We start from the raw sequence: 23,060 nt of genomic DNA on the forward strand, positions 1-23,060 counted from the left end.
CCGCGAGCGGAAACAGGGGGAAGTTCTGATCGGGCATCGCTGCGGAGTTTAGGAGCGGGGAATCCGCTCTGGCCGCTAGCGCTTGCGCGCGGTGACCAGCAGGAACTCCCACTCCATCGTCGACGTCCCGACCAGGTAGCGGTCGCCGAGTTCGGCCAGCCGCGCGTCCAGCGCGTCAACTCGGTCCGCGTCTCCCGCGAGCCCACGGTATGCGGATGCGTGCGCTGACCTAGCTGTGGCGCGGCGACGTATCGTGGTCGCGCGCGATGCTCAACGGCGGCGTGACCGTCCACGGGGTCGCCGATGCCCGCCGGGCGGTACCGCGCTGGCTGGGTCAGTCGAGCCTGGCGGCGGTCCCCCGCCCGGCTTAGTGCCCGCGATTCGCTAGTTGATCAGCGGGTCGCGCGGCATTCCGAGGATTCGCTCGGCGATCTGATTGCGGGTCACCTCCGAGGTGCCGCCCGCGATCGCCATGCCACGCGCGCCCATGATCAGTCGCCCGGCGAACGCGCCGGGTCCGTCGAGTAGCGCAACCTCGGGCCCCTGCAGCGCCGCCATGATCGCGGCCCCCTCCACCATGTGCTCGGCCAGCTTCAGTTTGGTGACGTTGCCCTCCGGGCCCGGGCCCGCACCTTCGACGCTGCGCGCGGCGCGGCGCAGGTTGAGCAGCCGCAGCGAGGTTTCCTCGGCCAGGTAGTAGCCCATTCGAATTGCCGCGCCCGCCAAGCGATCTGCGTGCTGTTGGGCCAATTTCACCAGCTCCGGCGCCAAGCCTTCGTAGAACGACCCGCTGCCGCCGATGCTGACCCGCTCGTTGCCCAGCGTCGCCCGTGCGACGGTCCACCCGGAGTTGGGCGCCCCGACGACATCCTCGTCGGGAACGAACAGGTCGTTGAAGAACACCTCGTTGAATTCGGAGCCGCCGGTCATCTGCCGCAGTGGGCGCACTTCGACCTCGGGCGCCTTCATGTCGACGATCACTGTGGTGATGCCGGCGTGCTTGGGGGCATTTGGGTCGGTGCGCACGGTGGCCAGGCCGCGCGCACAGTAGTGGGCCCCGCTGGTCCATACCTTCTGCCCGTTGATCTTCCAGCCGCCGTCCACCCTGGTGGCCCGGGTCCTGATGGACGCCGCATCGGACCCGGCCTCGGGTTCGGAGAACAGCTGGCACCAGATCTCGTCTTTACGTAACGCCTTCTCGACGAATCTCTCGATTTGCCAAGGGGTTCCGTGCTGGATCAGGGTCAGGATCACCCATCCGGTGATCCCGTAGTCGGGACGCTTGATGCCGGCCGCGCGGAACTCCTCCTCGATGACCAACTGTTCCACCGCGTCGGCGGCACGGCCCCACGGTTTGGGCCAGTGCGGCATCACGTAGCCCGTCTCGATCAGCTTGTCGCGTTGGGCCTGCTTCTCGAGGGCGGCCAACTCGGCGGCGTCGGCACGGATTTGGGTGCGCAGTTCCTCGGCCTCGGGCGGCAGGTCCAGGCTGTTTTCCCGGGCCGCACCGGCAGCGGTGCGATCGAAGACATCCCGGGCCGGCCCGTCACCTCCGAGCAGTGCCGCGGTTACGATCGCCCGGCGCACATGCAGATGTGCGTCGTGTTCCCAGGTGTAGCCGATGCCGCCGTGCACCTGAACGTTGAGCTCGGCGTTGCGCCCATAGGCGGGGAAGGCCAGTGCCGCCGCCACCGCAGCGATCAGCCGGAACTGCTCCTCATCCTCGGACGCCGCCCGCGAGGCGTCCCACACGGCGGCGATTGCCGATTCGGCGGCAACCAACATGTTCGCGCAATGATGCTTGACCGCTTGGAATGTGGCGATGGTGCGGCCGAATTGCTGACGCACCTTGGCATAGTCGACGGCGGCCTCGACGCAGTCGGCGGCCCCGCCCACCGACTCGGCGGCCAGCAACGTCCGCGCGCGGGCCAGGGCGGATTCCCGCGCCCCCGGCAGGATGTCGTCGTCGGACACGCTCACGTTCTGCAGCCGGACGCGTCCGGACCGCCTGGTCGGATCGAAGTTCTCGGGCACCTCGACCGAAACGCCGGCGCGATCGCGGTCCAGCACCAGCACGTCGTCACCCGAGGCGATCAGCAGCAACTCGGCCAGCCCCGCGCCCAAGGCCACCCCGGCCTCACCGTCGGCCCGCCCGTCCTTGATCTGCACCTGGGTGTCCAGACCGATTGCCGCGGTGACGGTTCCGTCGACCAGCCCCGGCAACAACCGGGCCTTCTGGTCGGCGGTGCCCTCTTTGGCGATCACCGACGATGCGATCACCGTCGGGACGAACAGGCCGGGCGCCACCGCCCGGCCGAGTTCTTCGACCACCACCACGAGCTCGGGCAGCCCGTAGCCGGAGCCACCGTGCTCCTCGTCGATGTGCAGGCCAAGCCAGCCCAGTTCGACGATGCCCTGCCAGAAGGGCGGTCGTGCCTCCTCCGGCGCATCCAGTAGGGACCGTGCCGCCGCACGCGCCTTCTGCGAAGTCAGGAACGCGCGGGCGACCTCAGCGAGCTCGCGGTGGTCGTCGGTCAGTGCGATACCCATCGGGCCCCTCCTCGCGCGGCTTTGCGGCCCACATCATCGTCGCTGGGGGCCGACAAAGAGTGTACTTAATCCGCGCGAACCCGAGCCCGCCCGGTCCCGGGGCGTCTACTTGGGTGCGAACCGCTGCCCGGCGTCCAGTCGCAGGCATTGGCCGTTGAGCATCGGGTTGTCCACGATCGCCGCTACCAGCTTGGCGTACTCCTCGGGACGACCGAGGCGCTTGGGGAACGCCGCGTCCTTGGTCAGCGCCGAAGCGAATTCGTCGGGAATACCCTTGGTTAACCCGGTGGCAAATAGGCTTGGGGCGATTGCCAGCACCCGAATGCCCAGCGACCCCAGGTCACGCGCCATGGTCAGACACATGCCGGCGATGCCCGCCTTGGCGGCGGTGTAGGCGACCTGCCCGATCTGGCCTTCGAAGGCCGCGATCGACGCGGTGTTGATGATGACGCCGCGCTCCTCGTCCTCGGGCTCGTTCTTGCTCATGTGCGCGGCGGCCAGCCGGCTGATGTTGAAGCTGGCGATCAGGTTGAGATCCACCACGGACTGGAAGGATTCCAGGTCATGGGGACCGGTCTTGGTCATCGTCCGCTTGGCGATGCCGCCCCCGGCGGTGGTCACGATGACGTGCAGCCCACCCAGCTCGTCGACGGCCGCCTGTAACGTCTCCTCGGTCCCGGAGAAGTCGGTGACGTCAACCGGATAGAACTTGCCGCCGATACCCTCGGCGACCTCCTTGCCGTCGGAACCCTCGCGGTCGAGCACCGCGACCTGCGCGCCACGCTCGTGCAGCAGCTCGGCGGTGGCCCGCCCCATCCCCGACGCGCCGCCGATGACGACGACCTTCTTCCCGCTGATCTCCATCCGGACCTCACTTTCTAGGCTTGTCAGAATCCCTGCCATTTGTAACGTTTGCCTAGGTACGCTAGCGCGTGCGCCCCGACGGGTTGTCGGCGAGCCATGCCAAGCTGAATCGTGCTCCTTGTCGACGTAGCAAGCACATCGCTTAATGTGGGCGGCACCTCGTCGCGGCTGACCAAGGTCGCCCACATCGCCGAGCTGCTGCGCCGGGCCGCGCCCGACCCGAAACTAATAGCGATCATCGTGTCGTGGCTCTCGGGCGAGCTGCCGCAACGCCAGATCGGCGTCGGCTGGGCATCGCTACGGTCGCGGCCGCCCGCGGCTGCGGATCCAGCGGATCCGGCGCTGACCGTCACCGACGTCGACGCCACGTTCTCCGAGATCGGCGCCGTGTCGGGCAAGGGGTCCCAGGCTCGGCGGGCCGAACTCGTGGCGGGGTTGTTCGGCGCCGCGACCGGACTCGAACAGACCTTTCTGCTGCGGCTGCTGGGCGGTGAGCTGCGGCAGGGTGCGCTGGCCGGGATCATGGCCGACGCCGTCGCCAAGGCCGCCGGCATTCCCGCCACCGCGGTGCAGCGCGCCGCGATGCTGGGCGGCGATCTGCCGGCGGTCGCGGCGGCGGCCCTTTCCGGTGGAGCTCCGGCACTGGACGCGTTCACGCTGCGGGTGGGGCGGCCGGTGGGGCCGATGCTGGCCCAGACCGCGACCAGCGTGGCCGATGCGCTCGAACGCCACAGCGGCACAACAGTTTTCGAGGCAAAACTGGATGGCGTCCGAGTGCAGATTCATCGGTCGGCAGACGAGGTCACGGTCTACACCCGAAGCCTTGACGACGTCACCGCCCGGCTGCCCGAGGTGGTGGCGGCAACGCTGGCGCTGCCGGTGACCGAGCTCATCGCCGACGGAGAGGCGATCGCGCTGCGGCCGGACAACCGCCCACACCGCTTCCAGGTCACCGCGTCACGCTTCGGCCGCTCGGTCGATGTGGCTTGGGCCCTTTCGGCCCAAAAGGCCGAGCCACTTTCAGTGTTCTTCTTCGACATCCTGCACCGCGACGGCGTCGACCTGCTCGATGCGCCGACGACCGAGCGGTTGGCCGCGCTCGACGCGTTGGTGCCGCCGCGCCACCGGGTGGACCGGCTGACCACGTCCGACCCTTCGGCGGCTGCCGCCTTCCTGGAAGCGACGCTGGCCGCCGGTCACGAAGGGGTGATGGCCAAGTCACCGGACGCGCCATATCAGGCGGGCCGTCGCGGCGCCGGCTGGCTGAAGGTCAAACCGGTGCACACCCTCGACCTGGTAGTACTCGCCGTGGAATGGGGTTCGGGGCGGCGTCGCGGGAAGCTGTCCAATATTCATCTGGGCGCGCGTGATCCGGTCACCGGCGAATTCATCATGGTGGGCAAGACTTTCAAGGGCATGACCGACGCCATGCTGGACTGGCAGACCAAACATTTCAGCGAACTCGCCCTTGGTGGCACGAAGGATGTTGGTGGCACGAAGGATTACGTCGTGCACGTGCGCCCCGAGCAGGTGGTCGAAATCGCGTTGGACGGGGTGCAGAAATCGACGCGCTACCCCGGTGGGCTGGCGCTGCGCTTCGCCCGGGTGGTCCGCTACCGCGACGACAAGAGCCCAGCCGAAGCCGACACCATCGACGCGGTGCGCGCACTGTACTGAGACACCGGGCGCCAGATTCCGAGGCGTCGTAGGGTTTGACCGTGACTGTGCATGACAAAGATGTCAGCTTGATCCGCACCGACGACGACCTGCCGCCCGTCGCGATCATCGACCGCTCCCCCATCACCGTCCGCCACAAGATCGTCTTCGGAATCATCGCCGTGATCGGTGCGATCGCCTGGGCGATCATCGCGTTCTTCCGGGGCGAGACGCTGAACGCGGTGTGGTTGGTGGTGGCGGCGATCTGCACGTACATCATCGGATTCCGGTTCTATGCGCGGCTGATCGAGATGAAGATCGTTTGCCCGCGCGACGACCACGCCACACCGGCGGAAATCTTCGAGAACGGCACGGACTACGTGCCCACCGACCGGCGCGTGCTCTTCGGCCACCATTTCGCCGCCATCGCCGGAGCGGGGCCACTCGTCGGACCGGTGCTCGCCACCCAGATGGGCTATTTGCCGTGCAGCATCTGGATCGTCATCGGTGCCGTGCTCGGCGGTTGCGTCCAGGACTACCTGGTGTTGTGGATTTCCACCCGGCGACGGGGTCGCTCCCTGGGCCAGATGGTCCGCGAAGAACTCGGCGCCACGGCCGGGGCGGCGGCCCTGCTCGGGGTCCTCGTCATCATGGTGATCCTGATCGCGGTGCTGGCGCTGATCGTGGTGAAGGCGCTAGCGGAAAGCCCGTGGGGCGTGTTCTCGATCGCCATGACGATCCCCATCGCGCTCTTCATGGGTTGTTACTTGCGGTTCCTGCGTCCCGGTCAAGTCGGAGAGGTTTCGGTGATCGGCGCCGTGCTGCTGCTGGGATCCGTGGCCGGCGGCTGTTGGGTCGCCAAAACGTCTTGGGGCGCATCATGGTTGAACCTGTCACCGATCACGTTGTCGTGGTTGATCATCATCTATGGTTTCGCGGCGTCGGTGCTGCCGGTGTGGTTGCTGCTCGCGCCGCGGGATTATCTGTCGACGTTCATGAAGGTCGGTACCATCGCCCTGCTGGCGATCGGTATCTTCATTGCTCACCCGGTGTTGCAGGCGCCCGCGATCTCGCATTTCGCCACCCGGGGCGACGGACCCGTGTTCGCCGGCTCGCTGTTCCCGTTCCTGTTCATCACCATCGCGTGCGGCGCGCTGTCCGGATTCCACTCGCTGATCTCATCGGGCACGACGCCCAAGCTGCTGGAAAAGGAAAGCCAGATGCGGGTGATCGGCTACGGGGGCATGATCACCGAGTCATTCGTCGCGATCATGGCCCTGATTACCGCGTCGATCATCAACCAACACCTGTACTTCACCCTCAATGCGCCGGCCCCGCAGACCGGCGGCACCGCGGCCACCGCAGCTGAGTACGTCAACAAACTCGGGCTGTCGGGCGCCCCGGCGACCGCCGCGCAAATCAACGACGCGGCCAGCGGTGTCGGCGAGCACTCGATCGTGTCGCGCACCGGCGGAGCACCAACGCTGGCACTAGGCATGTCCGACGTGCTGCACCGCGTTTTCGGGGGCGACAGTCTCAGGGCGTTCTGGTATCACTTCGCGATCATGTTCGAGGCGCTGTTCATCCTGACCACCGTCGATGCGGGCACCCGGGTCGCGCGTTTCATGCTCTCCGACACGCTGGGCAATTTGGGCGGTCCGCTGACCAAGTTGAGGAATCCGAGCTGGCGCCTCGGCGTGTGGATCTGCAGTGTGGCCGTGGTCGCCGGATGGGGCAGCGTCCTGCTGATGGGCGTGACCGATCCGCTGGGCGGCATCAACACGCTGTTTCCGCTGTTCGGTATCGCCAACCAGCTGCTCGCGGCGATCGCGCTGACCGTGGTCACCGTGGTGGTTATCAAGAAGGGCCTACTGCAGTGGGCGTGGATTCCCGCCATCCCGCTGCTGTGGGATCTGGTGGTCACCCTGACAGCGTCGTGGCAGAAGATCTTTTCCGCGGATCCGGCCGTCGGCTACTGGAAACAGCACGCCAATTATGTGGCGGCGAAGCACGCGGGCAAGGCGGTGTTCGGGTCAGCCAAGAACGCCCACCAGCTGGATGCGGTCATCAGGAACACCTTCATCCAGGGCACCCTGTCGATTGTGTTCGCGCTGGTTGTCGTCATCGTGTTCATCGCCGGAGTAATCGTGGCGCTCAGGGCAATTCGCGGTGGCGGCAGGCCGTTGAGCGAAGACGACCCGATGCCTTCTAAATTGTTCGCGCCCCGCGGTCTGATTCCTACTGCCACAGAGCGAGAGGTGCAAACCCAGTGGGACGCGCTGCCGGCGTCGTCTCGCGGGTCGGTGGGCGCTCAGCAGCCTTGATCGCTGCTCGAAGTACCTAGCTCACCGCGGTGCTGCGGCGCAAAAGCAGGTAGTCGACTACGCATCCCAAGGGGTGGTCGCCGACCTTACGGTGAGTGCACGAACCGGCCGACTCCCCTCACCACGGCCGATCGCGCAGGAGGTACACGAAATGTTGATTTCACCAGCGGGACTCGCCAGCGCAACCGAGCCCGTCGACCAGCCCACGCCCCAATCGCTCTCGGCTGGGCCCTCCCCGGTTGATGCGTCATCGACCGAGGTTCTGATCACCACGGAGCAGGTGCTTTTCAGCACGGCAGCCGCTGCGGGGGTGCACCGCGAGAACACCGCTGGCCGGCTCGTCGCCGTCGTGCGGCGAATGTTTGCGACGTCAACAAAGGCATCACGCCCGCGGTCCCAGTACTACGCGAAGCGTTACGCATACATCGAGAACGCCGCCATGGCACGCGCAATGGAGAGATTATGAACGTAGTCGTCTCGCTCGGCTCCGGCGTGGTGATGGTGATGTTCGCGACCGGGATCTACAACCTGCAATGGTGGCTGGAGCGCATCGACTACAAGCGCCATTTCGAGGATTGACCGCCCCGCGGCGCGCCGGGAAATGGGTAATGCCGAAGCTTGCGGCACCGCCCTAAGATTGCGCGATGAGAGTCGGTATCGACTTTGGCACCACCCACACCGTCGTCGCGGTCGTCGACCGCGGTAACTACCCGGTCGTCTCCTTCGACGGCGTGGATACCTGGCCTTCGCTGATCGCCGCCGATACCGGCGGGCAGTTGCGCTTCGGGGTGGACGCTGCCGCCGTGCGCCGCGAGCCGGGCTGGTCGGTGCTGCGATCGGTCAAACGTCTGCTCAATCAGGCCGGTCCGCGGACCGAAGTAACCCTGGCCGGGCGCAACTACCGGCTGGCCGACCTGCTCACCGGCCTGCTGGCTCAGCTGAAAAGCGACTTACAGAACCGCTCGAACGCCGGCCTCGCTCCGGGTGAAACCGTCGAGGCCGCAATCAGCGTTCCGGCCAACGCGTCCAGCGCCCAGCGTCTGCTGACGCTGGATGCCTTCGTGGCGGCGGGTTTCCACGTCGTCGCGCTGCTGAACGAACCGTCCGCCGCGGGCCTCGAATACGCCCATCGGTACCGCTCCACGATCACCGCCAAACGCGAGTACGTGCTCATCTACGACCTCGGCGGCGGCACGTTCGACGCCTCGCTGCTGAAAATGACCGGGCAGGTGAACGAAGTGGTCATCAGCGAGGGCATCCAACGCCTCGGCGGCGACGACTTCGACGAGGCGATCACGCAACTCGTGCTCGCCCGCTCCAAGCTGACCGTGGATGCCACCGCGCGCGATCTCTTGCGAGAGGAGTGCGCCGCACGCAAGGAGGCCGTCGGGCCGCAGACGCGCCGCTTTTTGGTGGACCTCACGGCGATCGACGACAGGGAGCGGCCGCCGTTCTCCTGCGCCATCGATGACGTCTACTCGGTGTGCTCGCCGCTGGTCGACAAGACGACCGAACTTCTCGACCGCGTGCTGCGCGACCCGACGCGAGGCGACAGCGACACGGCGCGGTCCGTCGAGTGGTCGGAGGTTGCCGGCATCTATGTGGTGGGCGGAACCGGGGGCTTCCCGCTGGTTTCCCGGATCCTGCGCACGACGTTCGGCGAGCGGCGGGTGAAGCGCTCGCCGCACCCCTTCGCCGCCACCGCCATCGGGCTCGCGGTCTTCCTCGACACCGAGTCCGGTTTTGCTTTGTCCGAACGCTTTTCGCGCCATTTCGGGGTGTTCCGCGAGGCGCGGGCCGGCGACGACGTCGTCTTCGATCCGATCGTACCCAAGGACGCCTCGCTTCCGGCGGACGGGCGTTCCCCGCTGGTCGTCAGCCGGACGTACCGAGCGGCGCACAACATCGGACATTTCCGGTTTGTGGAGTGCAGCCGCCTGGTCAACGGACGTCCCGATGGGGACGTGGTGCCCTACGATCCGGTCCTCTTCCCGTTCGACCCGGCGCTGCACGACCGAGAGGATCTCGGGCGCCAGCCGGTCGGCCGCTGGAACGATGGACCGGAGGTCGAGGAGCGTTACGTCGTCGCCCCCAGCGGTGCGGTGGAAGTGACCCTGACGACGCAGCCGGCCGGCTTCAAGCGCACCTTCCGGCTCGAACGACGCCTGTCCGCAGGGTTGTGAGACATGGAATTGTACGACGTCATGCGAACGACGTTCGCCGCGCGCGAGTTCACCGACGACCCCCTGCCCGACGACGTGTTGTGGCGCATTTTCGACAACGCCCGGTTCGCCCCCAGCGGCGGCAACCGGCAAGGCGCCCACATCACCGTGGTGCGTGACGCCGACGTCCGTCGCCAGCTGGCCGAACTCGGCACCGCCACCGCCCGGCGCTACTTCGCGCAGCTGACGGCCGGCGAAAATCCTTGGAATTCCGTGCATCCCAGCGAGGTACCGCAGGAGGTGATCGACAGCACCGAAATCCCGGACACCTTCACCGCGCCTATCATCAACGCCCCTGTTGTCCTCGTCTTCACCGTTGACCTCAGCGTTGTCGCCTCCGTCGATCAGAACCTGGACCGCGTCGGCCTGGCCAGCGGGGCATCGGTGTATCCGCTGATCTGGAACATCCTGCTGGCCGGTCGCAACGAAGGCTACGGAGGCACCATCACCACGATGGCGATTGCTCAGGAGGACCGCGTCCGCCGACTGCTGGGAATCCCGGACACCCACGCCCTCGCCGCGATCGTGCCGCTCGGCAAACCCACGCGACAGCTGAGAAAGCTGCGCCGCCGGCCGGTCGCGGAGTTCGTCACCCTCGAACGGTTCGACGGCGCAGCGCTTGAAGGCTGAGCCGGCTCGACTGAAAGGAGACATCCCTCATGTCCACCTGGCTGATCACCGGCTGCTCGACCGGGCTGGGCCGCGCGCTCGCCGAAGCTGTGATCGGCGCCGGGCACAATGCTGTGGTCACCGCGCGCGACGCTACGAAGGTCGCCGGCCTGGCCGACGCGGCGCCTGAGCGGGTGCTCGCCGTTGCCCTTGACGTCACCAACCCCGAGCAGGTCGGCTCGGCTGTGCAACAGGCCCAGGAGCGGTTCGGCGGCGTCGACGTCCTGGTCAACAACGCCGGCTATGGTTATCGCGCCGCCGTTGAAGAAGGCGACGACGCCGACGTCCGCACCCTGTTCGAGACGCACTTCTTCGGCACCGTCGCGATGATCAAAGCCGTCCTGCCCGGTATGCGGTCGCGCCGCAGCGGCGCCATCGTGAACCTCTCCTCGATCGGCGTTCAGCTGACCCCGGTGGGGTCGGGCTACTACTCGGCAGCCAAAGCCGCCATCGAAGGCCTCAGTGGAGCCCTTCGCGGCGAGCTCGCTCCGCTCGGCATCTCGGTGACAGTCGTCGAGCCCGGCGCGTTCCGCACCGACTTCGCCGGCCGCTCACTGGTCCAGTCGGCCACCGTCATCGACGATTACGCCGGCACCGCCGGGCAGCGCCGCAAAGAGAACGACACCATGCACGGCAACCAGGCCGGCGACCCCGCCAAGGCCGGCGCGGCGATTATCGCGGCCGTCGAATCAAGCGAGCCCCCCGCCTTCTTGCTGCTGGGACCCGACGCCCTGGCCGCCTACCGCTACATCGCCGACGGACGGGCGAGCGAGATCGCCAACTGGGAGAAGCTCACCACCGCCACCAACTTCAACTCCTGACGCTGCACGCTTCCGTTCGGCGACGAACGCGCGCACGATGGAGGGGTCCCTGGATCTCACAGGATCTCACAGATCGAGAAGGGAGCGGGCGATGAAAGCCCAAGTCGGCGACTTCCTCGTGGTTAAAGGCACAACCACGGAACGGCATGATCAGCATGCGGAGATCATCGAGGTGCGCTCTGCAGACGGTTCGCCGCCGTACGTGGTGCGTTGGCTGGTGACCGGCCACGAGGCGACGGTGTACCCCGGGAGTGACGCGGTCGTCGTGACCGCGGCCGAGCACACCGAGTCCGCGCGGCGCGCCGCGGCGCGGGCCGGCCACGGCCAGACATAGCCTTGCCTCGGTAGGACAAAACCAACTTGCTCGTTGGAGGTCATGAGGCGGCTGGGGCCGTAACGTGTTCCTGCAGCTCGTTTTTGGCGAGTTTGCGAGTCGTGGTCCGAGGTAAGTCGTCGACAAAGTCGACCGGGCGGGGCGCCTTGTAGTGGGCGATCCGGTCACGGACGTAGTTGATGAGTTCTTGGGCCAGGGCGCCGAGCTCCCGCCCGAGACCGCTTTGCCTCACGCCGCCGAAGCCCCGGTTATGCCCTGCTCACTCTCACTGATCAGAAGCGGATCAGCCCGCGTAGATTCACGCCGGCGTGCATGTCGGCGTAGCCCTCGTTGACTTCCTCGAGGCTGTACTCGCGGGTGATGAGTTCGTCGAGCTTCAACTGTCCGGCGCGATACAGCTCATGCATGCGGGGAACGTCGTGTCGGGGATTCGATGATCCGAAAAGCGATCCCCGAACCTGCTTTTCGTAAAGGGTCAAATCGAACAGCGACATGTCGACACAGGTGTCGGTCGGGTGCGGGATCGCGGTCATCACCACCCGGCCACGCTTGCCAACCAGACTGAGTGCTTGTGCCACATAAACACCCTCAGCCGAGTCGGTGCTGACCACACAGACATCGGCCATCTGGGCACGCGTCAGATCGGCGACCAGGGACCGGGCCTCGTCGACGGTCGCCGCGGTGTGAGTCGCGCCGAACTCGAGGGAACGGCCGCGTTTGTACTCGACGGGATCGAGCGCGACGATGACGCGAGCGCCTGCAATCCGTGCGCCCTGCACCGCGTTCATGCCGATCCCGCCCACACCCATGACCACCACAGTGTCGCCGTCACGTGCTTCACCGGTACGCACCATGCTGCCGTAACCAGTCGTGACCCCGCACCCAACCAGGGCCGCGGTGTCCAGTGCAGTGGACGGATCCACCTTGATCACCGAGGACAGTGGCACAACCGTGTACTCCGAAAATGTGCCCAGCACGCACATCTGGCCCAGCCCTTGGCCTTTGGCGTGGAACCGGAAGGTGCCGTCGAGCTGCGGGCCGGCGATGATGGCCGCGCCGAGCACACACAAGTTGCTCATGCCGCGCGCACACGGTTCGCATCGGCCGCACGCCGGAATGAAACTCAGCACCACTGAATCGCCCTCGGCCACTTCGGTCACACCCGGACCGACATCGACGACGACGCCCGCACCTTCGTGCCCGCCGACCACCGGTAGCTGCATTGGCATATCGCCGGTGATCAGGTGGTCGTCGGAGTGACACAAGCCGGCAGCCGTCAGCTTGACCAGGACCTCGTTCTCTTTGGGGCCGTCGAGGTCGACCTCTTCGACCTCCCACTTCTGATGTAGCCCCCACAGCACCGCGGCTTTGGTTTTCATTGAATGTCCTATCGTCAGACTCGTTCGGGCGTCCAGGTCGCCGGCAGGCTGTTGATGCCGTTGATGAAGTTGGCGACCGCGAAATTGGGCTCGGGCGCCGAGATGTCGGGGATGCGGGTGTACACCTCGGTCAGCAACGACCGCAGCATCGTGCGCGCCAGCGCCGCGCCCAGGCAGAAGTGCGGGCCACCGCCGCCGAAAGCAATGTGCGGGTTGGGGTTTCGCAGGATGTTGAACCTGAACGGGTCCTCGAACACATCCTCGTCGCGGTTGCCCGAGATGTACCACAGCACCACCTTGTCCCCGGCTTTGATCTCCGATCCCCGCACGGTTACGTCCTGGGTGGCGGTGCGGCGCATGTGCAGCAGCGGCGAGGCCCAGCGCAGTACTTCCTCCACGGCGGTATCCACTCGCCCGGCAACGTCTTCCGACAGCAGCGCCCGCTGGTCGGGGAACTTGGAGAAGGCGTGGATCGCATGCGCCGAGGCGTGCCGCGTGGTGTCGTTGGCGGCCACGGCTAGCAGCACGAAGAATGCCTTGAGCTCGTCGTCGGTCATCTTCTTGCCGTCGAACTCGGCCTGCACCATCCAGGTCAGCAGGTCATCGCCCGGGTTGGCCCGCCGCTCGGGAATCAGCAGCGCGGCTGTCTCGTGCAGGTCCATCACGGCGCCGGCGAACAGTTCCAGACCGGTGCGGCCCGCGCAGATTTCGGGGTCGGTCCAGCCCAGCAGCCGCTGCGCGGCGTTGATCGTCTTCTCGTGCACGTCGCCGGGCGGTAAGCCGAAGAAGCTGCCGAAGATCCGTGACGGCAGCTTCACCGACACCAGTTCGACGAAGTCGCCCTCACCCAGATGAGCCATTTCGCTGACCAGGTCGCGGGCGTGCCCGCGGATCCAGCCCTCCAGCCGGCGCATGTTCTTCGGCTTGAACGCATCCAAGGTGATGCCGCGCAACTGGGTGTGCCGGGGCGCGTCCATCGCGATGAACGACTGCGCCACCTCCCGCATCTCAGGCGCGAAGTCCTCCATCGTGATGCCCTCCGCCGAGGAGAAGATCTCCGGGTGCCGGCTAGCCATCCGGATGTCCTCGTGCTTGGTCAGCGACCAGAAGCCCTTGGTGTTGAGCTCGGGCGGCAGCAGATCGGACTCGGCCGGGCGGCTCCACGGCACCGGGTTCTCCCGGCGCAGGACGGTGAAATCGCGGTCGCGCTCGTCACGGGGTTTGGCCCAGAACGATCGCGCGCTCAGGTCGATGTCTTTATGGGTAGTGGGTGTAGCGGTTTGGCTCATGGCTGTGGTCATGGCGGTCCTCGTCGGTCCTTTCCTTACCGCCGCTGGCGTGGTGCTCTGGTGCACATCACCTCGGCGTTAGGACCCATGGTGGCCAGCGCACAACCGGCGCGGCACAGACGCGCGTGCCAATCACTGGCCTACCCGGGCCAATGCGTGGACCGACGATCAGGCGACGGGTGCACGGAACGTGGCGGCCAGCCCGCCGCCGTCGCGCGCGGCGAAGTCGACGCGGCCGCCCATCGCTTCGACGATCTGCTGCACGATCCACAGGCCCAGCCCGGCGGTGCCGCGCTGCCCGCCGACGCTGACGTACTTGGTGGTCAGCTCACCGAGGCTTTCGGCCGGGATACCCGGTCCGCGGTCCAGCACGGCCAGGACCAAGTCGTCGCCGTCGCGCGAGCACGTCACATCGACCGGTTCGCCTCGGCCGTGCCGGGAGGCATTCTCCAGCAGATTGGTCAGCACTCGGCGCAGCCCCTGGGCGTTCACTGCCACGGCGTCGACGTCGCCGCTGATGCTCAACCGCAACCGAGGCGGCGCCAGGCCGACCGAATCGGCGGCGGCGACGACGAGGTCGGCGACATCGACGCGGCGGACCCGGCCAGCCGAGAACGTCGGGCGGCGGCTCAGCGCGACGTCAGACAGGGCGTCGAGCATGTCGCCCAGGTGGCGCACGTGCCGGGCCACCAGCTCCAGGCCGGTGTCACGATCGGCCTGCGACATCGGATGCGGGGAAGTCAGCGCCTCGGTCAGCGCCTCCAATGACGTCACGGGGGTGCGGAATTCATGCACCAGCACCTGCAGTCCATCCTGTTGCGACTGGTAGGACCGCAGCAGGCGTGCCCGCAGGTCGCGTTCCTCCTCGGCGGCTGCGTGTTCGGCCTCGGCTTCTACCAGCGCCGTCAACCGGGAGCGGTGTTCGTGTTCGGCGAGTGCGGACAGCCCTGCGGTGATGATCGCGACGAACACCAGATACAGCGCCGACCAGCCGGCCTGTAGCGCCGGAGCGGCGGAGACCGGGAGACTCGGCGACGACGTCAACGCGACGGGAATGAAGGCGGCGGCCAAAAGGACAGCGACCAGCAATGTCTCCGCGAAGGACAGCCGGGCCGCCGACGCGATGACCGCCAGCGCCAACACCGACACCACCGGGCTGTACACCCCTCCGCTCAGCGCGATGAGCGCGAGGGTGAACGCGGAGTCAAAGGCGGTAACGAGCCACGAATACCGAGTGCGCCGGACCTCTAGCTGCGGATAGGCCATCACTGCGGCCGCGTAGACCATTGCGGCGCCCAGCACCGTAAAGGTGGCGGTGGCGTGCTGGCGGACCCAGTACGGTCCGATCGCCAGCAGCACACCGATCGAGATGACAACGGCGACCCGTACCGCGACGACGGTACGGGCAAGCCCATAGGCCGCGCCGTCGAAGTCCACGGTGGTTTTGAGCTGACCGAGCGATCTCACCCGGCTGACCATAGGGTTGGGGCTAGCATCGCGGCAATGACCCGCTCGCGATATGTCGTCGTGATCGTGGACGACCACGAGCTGTTCGCGCAGGGCCTGGCCCTGTTGCTCACCCGCGAATGGGGCGAATTGTTCACCGTCGGCGGCCAGACGACGTACGTCGAAGAGGCCGCCAACCTGGTGGCCCGTTGCGATGCCGATGTCGCGATCATCGACCTGTCGATGCCGCCGCTGGGCGGGGTCGCCGCGATCCGGCACATCAACGCGCGCCACCCGAAGACCCGGATCCTGGCGCTGTCGGGGACCGACGACCTGGCGCTGGCCGAGGAGGCGTTGCGAGCCGGTGCCGACGGCTTCTTGCCCAAGACCGCGCGACCCGAGGCGCTGGCCGGACCGCTATGGACGATCGCCGAGGGTTTGCGGGTCATCGACGGCGCGCTGCTGGACGCGCTGCTGAGCAATGTTCGCAAGCCGCCGTCGACGCTGCTGGATAGTCTCAGCGCCCACGACCTTCGGCTGTGGATGCTGCTGGCAACCGGTATGGAGACCGGCGACATCGCCCGCCGGATGTTGGTATCCGAGCGCACGGCCAAACGCATGGTGGCCGCACTGCTGCACAAACTCGGGGTCGGCAACCGGATCGCTGCCGCCGCGTTGGCCGGCCGCTTCCGGCTGCTCGACGATCTTGCCGAATCCGACCGGCTCAGTTGAGGATTCGAATCGCCTGCGCGGGGCACATCGCGGCGGCCCGAATCACGCGGTCACGGTCGGTTTCCGGCGGATCCGGGTTGAGCACCACCACTTGTTCGGCGACTTGATCGGCACGGTCGGGAAGGTCGAACACGTCGGGGGCGGCCAGCAGGCACTGCGCGTGTCCCTCACATAGGTCCACATAGGTCATAGTCGACGGTGATGTGCATAAACGCCTCCCGATACAGCGGTCTGGTGCCAGTATCGGCGGCGGCCCCGCGGCGCGGACGGCCCACACGCGCCAGATCTGGCCTGTCCGGGCCAGCTCACCACGTCGCGGAGCGTCACGAGAATCGCTTCCCTTTTTAGGAGAAGACTGTTCTCCCCAGTCGAGAGAGGCATTACGATCAGTGCTCGATGGGGGGTCATCGTTCGAGGAGGTCGTCATGTCTACCACGCCAACGGTGACGTTGCCGTATCCGCTGTTCGACGCGGACAACCACCTGTACGAGACCCAGCTGTGCGGTTCCGACTTCCCCCACCCCGAGGGCCTGGCCCAACCGACACATTTCGCCGACGTGCTCGGCCACCTGCCGGTGGGCGACCAGGCCGAAATCATGGGCGGCAATCTCGCGCGGCTGGTCACCGCGTAACGGTGTCGGACACACTGGATCTCGAACGCGCGCGCGACGGCGTCGCCGTCGTACGGCTGAACCGCCCGGACCGGCTCAACGCCATCAACGAGGCCATGCAATCCGAGTTGGCCCAGGCACTGGGCGATTTAGGCGCCGACCGCGCGGTCCATGCCGTCGTTCTCACCGGCGCCGGTCGCGGCTTCTGCTCCGGGATCGACGTGCACGATTTCGGGCCCAGCATGCCGGAGGCTGATGCGCCCGCGCTCGACCGCATGCGGTTCCAGCAGAAAATGGCCGCACTGGCCGAAGCCATCCGGGACTTGCCACAGCCTGTCGTCGCCGCGGTCAACGGCCCGTGTGTCGGGGCGGGATTCGCGTTGTGCCTGGCCTGCGATATCCGAATCTGTTCGACGGCAGCATCGTTCGGCAACGCCGCCATCCTGCTCGGCTTGTCGGGCGCCGAGATGGGCATGAGCTATCACCTGCCCCGCATCGTCGGCACCAGTGTCGCCGCCGATTGGATGCTCACCGGCCGCACGATATCGGCCGCCGAGGCCGATCGGCGCGGCCTGGTCAGCGAGATCGTCGAACCGGATCGACTGACCGACCGCGCAGTCGAGCTGGCCGCGCTGATCGCAGACCTCGCCCCGCTGGGCGTGCAACTGACAAAGCGTGCCCTGCAGGTCAACACCGATGCGCCGAGCCTCTCGTCGGCGCTGGAATTAGAGAACCGCAATCAGGTGATCTCGCACGCGACCGACGAGGCTGCCGCACGCCGCAAGAAGTGGCAATCGTGAGCGGCCCACTGACGGGGGTGCGCATCGTGATGATGGGCGGCCTGGGGCCGGGGCCGTTTTGCGGAATGCTGTTGGGAGACTTAGGCGCAGACGTGATACGGGTCGATCCCGTTGCGGGTGTGGACGGCCCCTTGCCCATCGACTACACGGTCCGCCGCAGCCAGCGTTCGCTTGCCGTCGACGTCAAGGATCCCCGCGGCAGGGACCTGGTGCACCGGTTGGCCGCCGACGCCGATGCCTTCGTCGATGTCTACCGGCCCGGCGTGGCCGAGCGGCTGGGCATCGGCCCCGACGCGCTGTGCGAGCGCAATCCCCGACTGGTGTATGCCCGCATGACGGGATACGGCCAGGATGGCCCCCTGGCCGGACACGCCGGCCACGACATCAACTACATCGCCTTGGCCGGTGCCCTGCACGGCATCGGCACGGCCGAAACACCTTTGCCGCCACTGAATCTGGTCGGCGACTATGGCGGCGGCGGCATGCTGCTGGCGGTCGGCCTGCTCAGCGCAATCCTGGAGGCGCGCGAGTCGGGTGAGGGTCAGGTCCTCGACGTCGCGATGGTCGACGGCGTCGCGACCCTGCTGGCGCCGTATTTCGGGATGGTTCCCGAGGGCACGTGGCGCGACCGCCGCGAAGACAATCTGCTCGACGGTGCCGCCCACTTCTACGGTGCGTATGCCACCGCAGACGGGCGCCACGTCGCGGTCGGCGCGATGGAGCCGAAGTTCTACGCCGAGCTGTGCGACCGCCTCGCGGTCGACGTGCCGCATGACGACGACCAGCCGGCAGCATGGGCGGCACACCGGGCGAAATTGGCCGCGCGTTTCGCCGAAAAGACCCGCGACGAGTGGGAACGGATCCTCGACTCGCCGAGATGCTGTGCGACACCGGTGCTTTCGCTGTCGGAGGCGCCGCACCACCCCCACCTGGTCGCGCGCGAAACGTTCGTCGACGTCGGCGGCGTCACCCAGCCCGGTCCGGCGCCACGCTTCTCACGAACGCGGCCCGCGGCACCCACACCCCCGGCGCTGCCGGGCGACCATACGCATACGTTGCTGCGCGAGCTTGGATTCGACCTGGACACCATCACCGCGCTCGAACACGCCAGCGTGGTGACACAGAGCACGAGGGGATGACAGATGTCGTGGGACTTCTCCACCGACCCGCAGTGGGCGCAACAACTCGAATGGGTCGAGGACTTCGTGCGCACCGAGTGCGAACCAATCGACTTGATCGTCAAGGAGTCCCACGATCTGAATGACCCGGTACGCCAGGCGCTGATCCCCCCGTTGCAGGAGATCGTCAAACAGCGCGGGTTGTGGGCCACCCACCTCGGACCGCACCTGGGCGGGCCGGGCTACGGGCAGGTAAAACTGGCGCTGCTCAACGAGATTCTGGGCCGTTCGGAGTGCGCGCCGATCGTCTTCGGCTCGCAGGCACCCGATTCCGGCAACAGCGAGATCCTCGCTCACTACGGCACGCCAGAGCTCAAGGCGCTCTACCTCGAGCCGCTGCTGGACAACCGGATCGTGTCCTGCTTCTCCATGACCGAACCGCAAGGCGGCGCCGACCCGAAGGTCTTCACCACAACCGCAGTCGCCGACGGTGATTATTGGATCATCAACGGGGAGAAGTGGTTCTCGTCGTTTGCCTCGATGGCGTCGTTCATCATCGTGATGGCGATGACCGACCCCGACGCGCCGCCCTATCAGCGCTACTCGATGTTCGTTGTCCCCGGCGACACCCCTGGCATCAACGTGCTACGCGATGTCGGACTGGGGTATCAGCCGACCGGCGGCGGGCGCGAGGGTTACGTCCGCTACGAGAACGTGCGGGTGCCCGCCGATCACATGCTGGGCCCGCGCGGCGGGGCCTTCGTCGTCGCCCAAACCCGTTTGGGCGGTGGGCGCATCCACCACGCCATGCGCACGGTCGGACTGGTCCGGCGCATCTTCGACATGATCTGCGAGCGGGCGGTGTCGCGCTACACCCAGGGCGAGGTGCTGGCCAACAAGCAACTCGTCCAGGAGATGGTCGCCGATTCCTGGATGGAGATCGAAGCCTTCCGCCTGCTGACACTTCAAACAGCTTGGAAAATAGACCAATTCAACGACTATAAGGCGGTGCGGGCCGACATCTCGGCGGTCAAGGCGATGATGCAGAAGGTGCTGCACGACGTGTCAGCGCGGGCACTTCAGCTACACGGATCGTTGGGCACCACACACGAGATGCCGTTCGTGCAGTACCTGGTCGAGTCGTTCGTGCTCGGCCTGGCCGATGGTCCGACCGAAGTGCACAAGGTGACGCTGGCCCGCCAGTTGCTCAAAGACCGTACCCCGTCGCCCGATCTGTTTCCCTCCGAACATCTGCTGCGATTGCGCGAGGCCGCCGAGGCGAAGTTCGCCGACAAGCTGGCGGGCATCCCACGCGGCTAGAACTAGCCGTGAGCGTGCGTGTTTGTGCGCCGACACGCCGTTACAGCCGTACAACTGCGCACGCTCGATCCCGGCAATAAACCTAAAACGCCGGGTGTCGCTGAAAGGCCAGCACGCGCTCGGGATCCAGCGCGGCTCTGATGTTGCGCAGGCTCGCCCGTTCGGCCGCCGACCACGCGTCGGCGACATCGGGTTGCCCGTCGCGGAATGGCGGGGCCGCGCAGCCGATGTCGGCCTCTTCACCCGCGCTTTCGACCTGACCGAGGAGGTTATCCGCTCGACTTCGCGCGTCGTCGTCGCCGCCGACCCCGACAGCGTGCATGAGGAACGGCGCCGGAACGCTGGCCAGCGCACCGTCGGGACCGGCGGCAGCATCGGTGTGGCGCAACTCAATCATGTTCAAGCCGCCGGGCTCGCCGATGCGGGCGGCCTCGAACATCGCACCGACGACATCGGGCGCGTTGTCCGCCATCCACCGACCGGTTCCCCGAGCGGGCACGGCCGTGGGCGGATCGAGATGGATTGCTGACAGCGATTGCACGTCCCCTCGAGCGGTGGTGTCCACGACGGGTTCGGCCGCGCCGCGTACCGCGTCCCGCATGACGTCTAGGTGTGCTCCGCCGTCCGGTGAGGCGTAGGACAGATGGACGACCGCGGCGCCCAGCAGCTCGTCGGGGAACGGCCCCTCGGGGGGCAACTTTCGCAGCGAGAGCGAACTGGTCACCGATGGGCTCACCGCTCCAACGGCCGATGTCCAGGCCTCGATGACTCGTGGGAGGGCGGTTGCCGGCCACAACAGGTAGCCGGTCCACAGCTCCGGAACCCGGAACAAGTCGATCTCGATCGACGTGGCGATGCCGACGGGCGCGCCGCCGCGAAACGCCCACAGCGCTGCGCGATCAAACTGTTCTTTGGCGTCCTGGGTGGCACGGCGCAATTGGCCGGCGCCGTCGACGTATTCCACCGCACGCAGTGCCGCCGACGCAAGGCCGTACTTCCTGACGAACCAGCCCACTCCTCCGCCAAAGGTGTATCCGGCCACGCCGACGGTCGGCGACGTTCCGCTCAAGCCGAGCAGACCGTGCGGGATAGCCGCCTCTTGCACGGCGGGCCACCTCTCGCCCGCACCGACCCGCGCGGTGGCCGGGAACCTGTCGACCGTGACGCCGGCCAGCGCGGAGGTGTCGAGCAGTAGCTCATCATCAGTGATCTCACGTCCCGCGCCGTGACCGGTGGCCTGGACAACGACGGTAATACCAAGGTGCGACGCGCATTTGACCGTTTGCGCCACTTGCTCAGCCGAGTGCGGTCGGACGACGGCGAACGGCCGCTGAGGGTAGCTGCTGTTATCCGGGCTTGTCGCGTTCGCATATTCCTCGTCACCGGGCTCATGAACGACGTCGGGCATTTCGGCACGCAGGCTGCCGACGGCGTCGGTCACGAGTGAGTCTCACTGGGGACGAGCGCAACGACGGGAATGGTGCGTGTGGTCTTGCGCTGATACTCGGCGAAGCCCCGATAGCGCTCGGCCTGGACCGCGTACTTGGCGTCGCGTTCGGCGCCGTGTAGTTCGATCGCGTGGACCTCGACGTTGTCGTCCCCCACCTCGATGCGGACATCGGGGTGAGCCACGAGATTGTGGTACCAGGCGGGATTCCGGTCGGCGCCCGCCGCCGATGCGAATACCAGGTAACGGTCCCCGTCGGGCAGGTACATCATCGGGGTCACCCGCTCTTCGCCGCTGCGCGCACCGATGCTGTGCAGCAATAGAACTGGCGCGCCCTCGAACTGTCCGCGAATGCGGCCGTGGTTGGCGCGGAACTCTTCAATGTTGCGGCGGTTGAAATCGTCGTCGGACATGATACCTCCCGGTCGAGTCGTTAGTTCGCGGTCATGCCATAGCGGAAGTAATCTTTCCCCGCGGCTGCACCCAGTCAAGTCGAATGTGCGCGAGGCGCCCTAGCCGACTAGTGAAAGCGCCCGCGCCAGCAGCCTCGGCAGCGTGGGCACCATGGCCTCCAATTCGGCTCGCGGCGAGTGTCTCCGGCGGTTGTGCTTGACGATCAACGACCACGTCGCCGCGGACTTGAAACACGCCAACGCGGTGAACCAGGCCAACTCACCGACCGACCCGCCCTCGTGCCGGTAGACCTCGGCGAGTTCGGCCGGAGGCGGCGCGATGCCGGCGGATGCGGGAACGCGTTGGTAGGTGTCCGGGTCGCAGTTGATCAGAAACCAGCCCGCGTCGATACGCGCATCACCGACCGACCAGATCTCCCAGTCGATTATCGCGTTGATGCGGGCTCCGATGGCCAATAGATTGCCCAGCCGGAAGTCACCGTGCACCACCGATGGCTCCAACGCTGTTGGCGCGCAATGCAACAGCGCGTCACGCACCGCCTGCCAGTCCGGTACCAGCGCCGCATCGACAGTCTGCAACGTGTCACACCAGCGATGGACTTCGGCGACCGGATCGACGACAGGTTCGCCATCCAGGCCGAGGGTGGCCGGCGTGAGGCTGTGCAATGCCGCCATGGTCCGGCACGCATTGCGATAACGCTCAGTCAGGTCGGCCAGATCATCCGAAGCCGCCACGCCGTCGAAAAGCGGCTCCGCGCAGTCGCCTTCGACATGTGACATCACGAACAGCGGCGGGGCATGCGGAGGATCTCCCACATCTTCCCACAGCACCTCGGGGACCGGAACCGGTGTCTCCGCAAGCGCTTTGACGATGCGCGCTTGACGCAAGACGTCGCGGTGCGCAACAGGCTCGACGCCCGGCGGCGCAACCTTGATGACCACTTTCCGTCCGTCGCGGGTGCCGCCAAAGGTCAGGCTCGACGCGCCTCCGGCGAGCGGGGTGACGTCGGTGATCTCCGCGCCGACGAGTCGCCGACGCAGCTCGTCGAGGTCGAGTTCGACCAT

Annotated in this window: 21 protein-coding genes and 1 pseudogene; 12 read left to right on the forward strand and 10 right to left on the reverse strand. The window is 66.8% G+C overall.

What is annotated here, in order from left to right; translation table 11 throughout:
• Window positions 1-384: 384 nt before the first annotated feature.
• Window positions 385-2,550, reverse strand: a complete 2,166-nt coding sequence (locus tag ACLP9N_RS14540; RefSeq protein ID WP_442408080.1) for an acyl-CoA dehydrogenase — start codon at window positions 2,548-2,550, stop codon at window positions 385-387.
• 105 nt (window positions 2,551-2,655) lie between these two features.
• On the reverse strand, window positions 2,656-3,414 hold the full coding sequence (locus tag ACLP9N_RS14545) for an SDR family NAD(P)-dependent oxidoreductase (RefSeq protein ID WP_442408081.1): 759 nt from the start codon (window positions 3,412-3,414) through the stop codon (window positions 2,656-2,658).
• A 111-nt stretch (window positions 3,415-3,525) separates the two neighbouring features.
• Between ACLP9N_RS14545 and ACLP9N_RS14550 the strand changes: the two genes are divergently transcribed.
• The 7 genes from ACLP9N_RS14550 to ACLP9N_RS14580 all read left to right on the forward strand — a co-directional run bounded on the left by ACLP9N_RS14550 (window position 3,526) and on the right by ACLP9N_RS14580 (window position 11,440).
• Window positions 3,526-5,091 (forward strand): ATP-dependent DNA ligase, encoded by a 1,566-nt coding sequence (locus ACLP9N_RS14550; protein ID WP_442408082.1) that lies wholly within the window; start codon window positions 3,526-3,528, stop codon window positions 5,089-5,091.
• A 35-nt stretch (window positions 5,092-5,126) separates the two neighbouring features.
• On the forward strand, window positions 5,127-7,394 hold the full coding sequence (locus tag ACLP9N_RS14555) for a carbon starvation CstA family protein (RefSeq protein WP_442408083.1): 2,268 nt from the start codon (window positions 5,127-5,129) through the stop codon (window positions 7,392-7,394).
• Window positions 7,395-7,545: 151 nt separating this feature from the next.
• Window positions 7,546-7,860, forward strand: coding sequence for a hypothetical protein (locus ACLP9N_RS14560; RefSeq protein WP_442408084.1), 315 nt, complete (start codon window positions 7,546-7,548; stop codon window positions 7,858-7,860).
• A 178-nt stretch (window positions 7,861-8,038) separates the two neighbouring features.
• The gene (locus ACLP9N_RS14565) at window positions 8,039-9,577 is read left to right on the forward strand and encodes an Hsp70 family protein (protein ID WP_442408085.1); all 1,539 of its coding nucleotides are present in this window, start codon (window positions 8,039-8,041) and stop codon (window positions 9,575-9,577) included.
• 3 nt (window positions 9,578-9,580) lie between these two features.
• Complete coding sequence (locus ACLP9N_RS14570; RefSeq protein WP_442408086.1) at window positions 9,581-10,246, forward strand: nitroreductase family protein; 666 nt, start codon at window positions 9,581-9,583, stop codon at window positions 10,244-10,246.
• Between the two features lie 29 nt (window positions 10,247-10,275).
• Entirely contained in the window at window positions 10,276-11,106 is an 831-nt protein-coding gene (locus tag ACLP9N_RS14575; protein ID WP_442408087.1) for an oxidoreductase, read from the forward strand.
• A gap of 91 nt (window positions 11,107-11,197) precedes the next feature.
• Window positions 11,198-11,440 (forward strand): DUF1918 domain-containing protein, encoded by a 243-nt coding sequence (locus tag ACLP9N_RS14580; RefSeq protein ID WP_442408088.1) that lies wholly within the window; start codon window positions 11,198-11,200, stop codon window positions 11,438-11,440.
• A 40-nt stretch (window positions 11,441-11,480) separates the two neighbouring features.
• Here ACLP9N_RS14580 and ACLP9N_RS14585 read toward each other — a convergent pair whose 3' ends face one another.
• From ACLP9N_RS14585 to ACLP9N_RS14600, 4 genes are all read right to left on the reverse strand, one after another.
• Window positions 11,481-11,672 (reverse strand): AMP-binding enzyme, encoded by a 192-nt coding sequence (locus ACLP9N_RS14585; protein ID WP_442408089.1) that lies wholly within the window; start codon window positions 11,670-11,672, stop codon window positions 11,481-11,483.
• Window positions 11,673-11,712: 40 nt separating this feature from the next.
• The gene (locus ACLP9N_RS14590; RefSeq protein WP_442408090.1) at window positions 11,713-12,819 is read right to left on the reverse strand and encodes an NDMA-dependent alcohol dehydrogenase; all 1,107 of its coding nucleotides are present in this window, start codon (window positions 12,817-12,819) and stop codon (window positions 11,713-11,715) included.
• A 14-nt stretch (window positions 12,820-12,833) separates the two neighbouring features.
• Entirely contained in the window at window positions 12,834-14,120 is a 1,287-nt protein-coding gene (locus tag ACLP9N_RS14595) for a cytochrome P450 (RefSeq protein ID WP_442408091.1), read from the reverse strand.
• Window positions 14,121-14,276: 156 nt separating this feature from the next.
• On the reverse strand, window positions 14,277-15,575 hold the full coding sequence (locus ACLP9N_RS14600; RefSeq protein ID WP_442408092.1) for a sensor histidine kinase: 1,299 nt from the start codon (window positions 15,573-15,575) through the stop codon (window positions 14,277-14,279).
• Window positions 15,576-15,611: 36 nt separating this feature from the next.
• Here ACLP9N_RS14600 and ACLP9N_RS14605 point away from each other — a divergent pair, with 36 nt between their 5' ends.
• Window positions 15,612-16,286, forward strand: coding sequence for a response regulator (locus ACLP9N_RS14605; RefSeq protein WP_442408093.1), 675 nt, complete (start codon window positions 15,612-15,614; stop codon window positions 16,284-16,286).
• On the opposite strand, the gene ACLP9N_RS14610 is transcribed toward ACLP9N_RS14605, so the two are convergent.
• On the reverse strand, window positions 16,279-16,476 hold the full coding sequence (locus ACLP9N_RS14610) for a ferredoxin (RefSeq protein ID WP_442408094.1): 198 nt from the start codon (window positions 16,474-16,476) through the stop codon (window positions 16,279-16,281). The genes ACLP9N_RS14605 and ACLP9N_RS14610 overlap by 8 nt on opposite strands.
• A 307-nt stretch (window positions 16,477-16,783) precedes the next feature.
• On the opposite strand from ACLP9N_RS14610, the pseudogene ACLP9N_RS14615 reads away from it, so the two are divergent.
• From ACLP9N_RS14615 to ACLP9N_RS14630, 4 genes and pseudogenes are all read left to right on the forward strand, one after another.
• Window positions 16,784-16,918 (forward strand): annotated as a pseudogene (locus ACLP9N_RS14615) (amidohydrolase family protein); the annotation flags it as partial.
• 2 nt (window positions 16,919-16,920) lie between these two features.
• Complete coding sequence (locus ACLP9N_RS14620) at window positions 16,921-17,697, forward strand: enoyl-CoA hydratase/isomerase family protein (protein ID WP_442408095.1); 777 nt, start codon at window positions 16,921-16,923, stop codon at window positions 17,695-17,697.
• Complete coding sequence (locus tag ACLP9N_RS14625) at window positions 17,694-18,836, forward strand: CaiB/BaiF CoA transferase family protein (RefSeq protein ID WP_442408096.1); 1,143 nt, start codon at window positions 17,694-17,696, stop codon at window positions 18,834-18,836. The genes ACLP9N_RS14620 and ACLP9N_RS14625 overlap by 4 nt, the downstream gene beginning before the upstream one ends.
• Window positions 18,837-18,839: 3 nt before the next feature.
• Window positions 18,840-20,135 (forward strand): acyl-CoA dehydrogenase family protein, encoded by a 1,296-nt coding sequence (locus ACLP9N_RS14630; protein WP_442408097.1) that lies wholly within the window; start codon window positions 18,840-18,842, stop codon window positions 20,133-20,135.
• Window positions 20,136-20,217: 82 nt separating this feature from the next.
• Here ACLP9N_RS14630 and ACLP9N_RS14635 read toward each other — a convergent pair whose 3' ends face one another.
• From ACLP9N_RS14635 to ACLP9N_RS14645, 3 genes are all read right to left on the reverse strand, one after another.
• On the reverse strand, window positions 20,218-21,576 hold the full coding sequence (locus ACLP9N_RS14635; RefSeq protein WP_442408098.1) for an FAD-binding oxidoreductase: 1,359 nt from the start codon (window positions 21,574-21,576) through the stop codon (window positions 20,218-20,220).
• A complete protein-coding gene (locus ACLP9N_RS14640; protein WP_442408099.1) occupies window positions 21,573-21,995 on the reverse strand; it encodes a nitroreductase family deazaflavin-dependent oxidoreductase in 423 nt (140 codons plus the stop codon). Before ACLP9N_RS14640 ends, ACLP9N_RS14635 begins: the two co-directional genes overlap by 4 nt.
• Before the next feature lie 99 nt (window positions 21,996-22,094).
• The gene (locus tag ACLP9N_RS14645; RefSeq protein WP_442408100.1) at window positions 22,095-23,060 is read right to left on the reverse strand and encodes a phosphotransferase family protein; all 966 of its coding nucleotides are present in this window, start codon (window positions 23,058-23,060) and stop codon (window positions 22,095-22,097) included.

The sequence above is a fragment of the Mycobacterium sp. genome (assembly GCF_052144515.1).
Taxonomy (GTDB): domain Bacteria; phylum Actinomycetota; class Actinomycetes; order Mycobacteriales; family Mycobacteriaceae; genus Mycobacterium.

Excerpts from the sequence above, each read along its gene's own strand:
- ACLP9N_RS14540 (WP_442408080.1), bottom strand. The coding sequence starts at position 2,550 with ATGGGTATCGCACTGACCGACGACCACCGCGAGCTCGCTGAGGTCGCC.
- ACLP9N_RS14545 (WP_442408081.1), bottom strand. The coding sequence starts at position 3,414 with ATGGAGATCAGCGGGAAGAAGGTCGTCGTCATCGGCGGCGCGTCGGGG.
- ACLP9N_RS14560 (WP_442408084.1), top strand. The coding sequence starts at position 7,546 with ATGTTGATTTCACCAGCGGGACTCGCCAGCGCAACCGAGCCCGTCGAC.
- ACLP9N_RS14565 (WP_442408085.1), top strand. The coding sequence starts at position 8,039 with ATGAGAGTCGGTATCGACTTTGGCACCACCCACACCGTCGTCGCGGTC.
- ACLP9N_RS14570 (WP_442408086.1), top strand. The coding sequence starts at position 9,581 with ATGGAATTGTACGACGTCATGCGAACGACGTTCGCCGCGCGCGAGTTC.
- ACLP9N_RS14575 (WP_442408087.1), top strand. The coding sequence starts at position 10,276 with ATGTCCACCTGGCTGATCACCGGCTGCTCGACCGGGCTGGGCCGCGCG.
- ACLP9N_RS14580 (WP_442408088.1), top strand. The coding sequence starts at position 11,198 with ATGAAAGCCCAAGTCGGCGACTTCCTCGTGGTTAAAGGCACAACCACG.
- ACLP9N_RS14590 (WP_442408090.1), bottom strand. The coding sequence starts at position 12,819 with ATGAAAACCAAAGCCGCGGTGCTGTGGGGGCTACATCAGAAGTGGGAG.
- ACLP9N_RS14595 (WP_442408091.1), bottom strand. The coding sequence starts at position 14,120 with ATGACCACAGCCATGAGCCAAACCGCTACACCCACTACCCATAAAGAC.
- ACLP9N_RS14605 (WP_442408093.1), top strand. The coding sequence starts at position 15,612 with ATGACCCGCTCGCGATATGTCGTCGTGATCGTGGACGACCACGAGCTG.
- ACLP9N_RS14610 (WP_442408094.1), bottom strand. The coding sequence starts at position 16,476 with ATGACCTATGTGGACCTATGTGAGGGACACGCGCAGTGCCTGCTGGCC.
- ACLP9N_RS14630 (WP_442408097.1), top strand. The coding sequence starts at position 18,840 with ATGTCGTGGGACTTCTCCACCGACCCGCAGTGGGCGCAACAACTCGAA.
- ACLP9N_RS14640 (WP_442408099.1), bottom strand. The coding sequence starts at position 21,995 with ATGTCCGACGACGATTTCAACCGCCGCAACATTGAAGAGTTCCGCGCC.
- ACLP9N_RS14645 (WP_442408100.1), bottom strand. The coding sequence starts at position 23,060 with ATGGTCGAACTCGACCTCGACGAGCTGCGTCGGCGACTCGTCGGCGCG.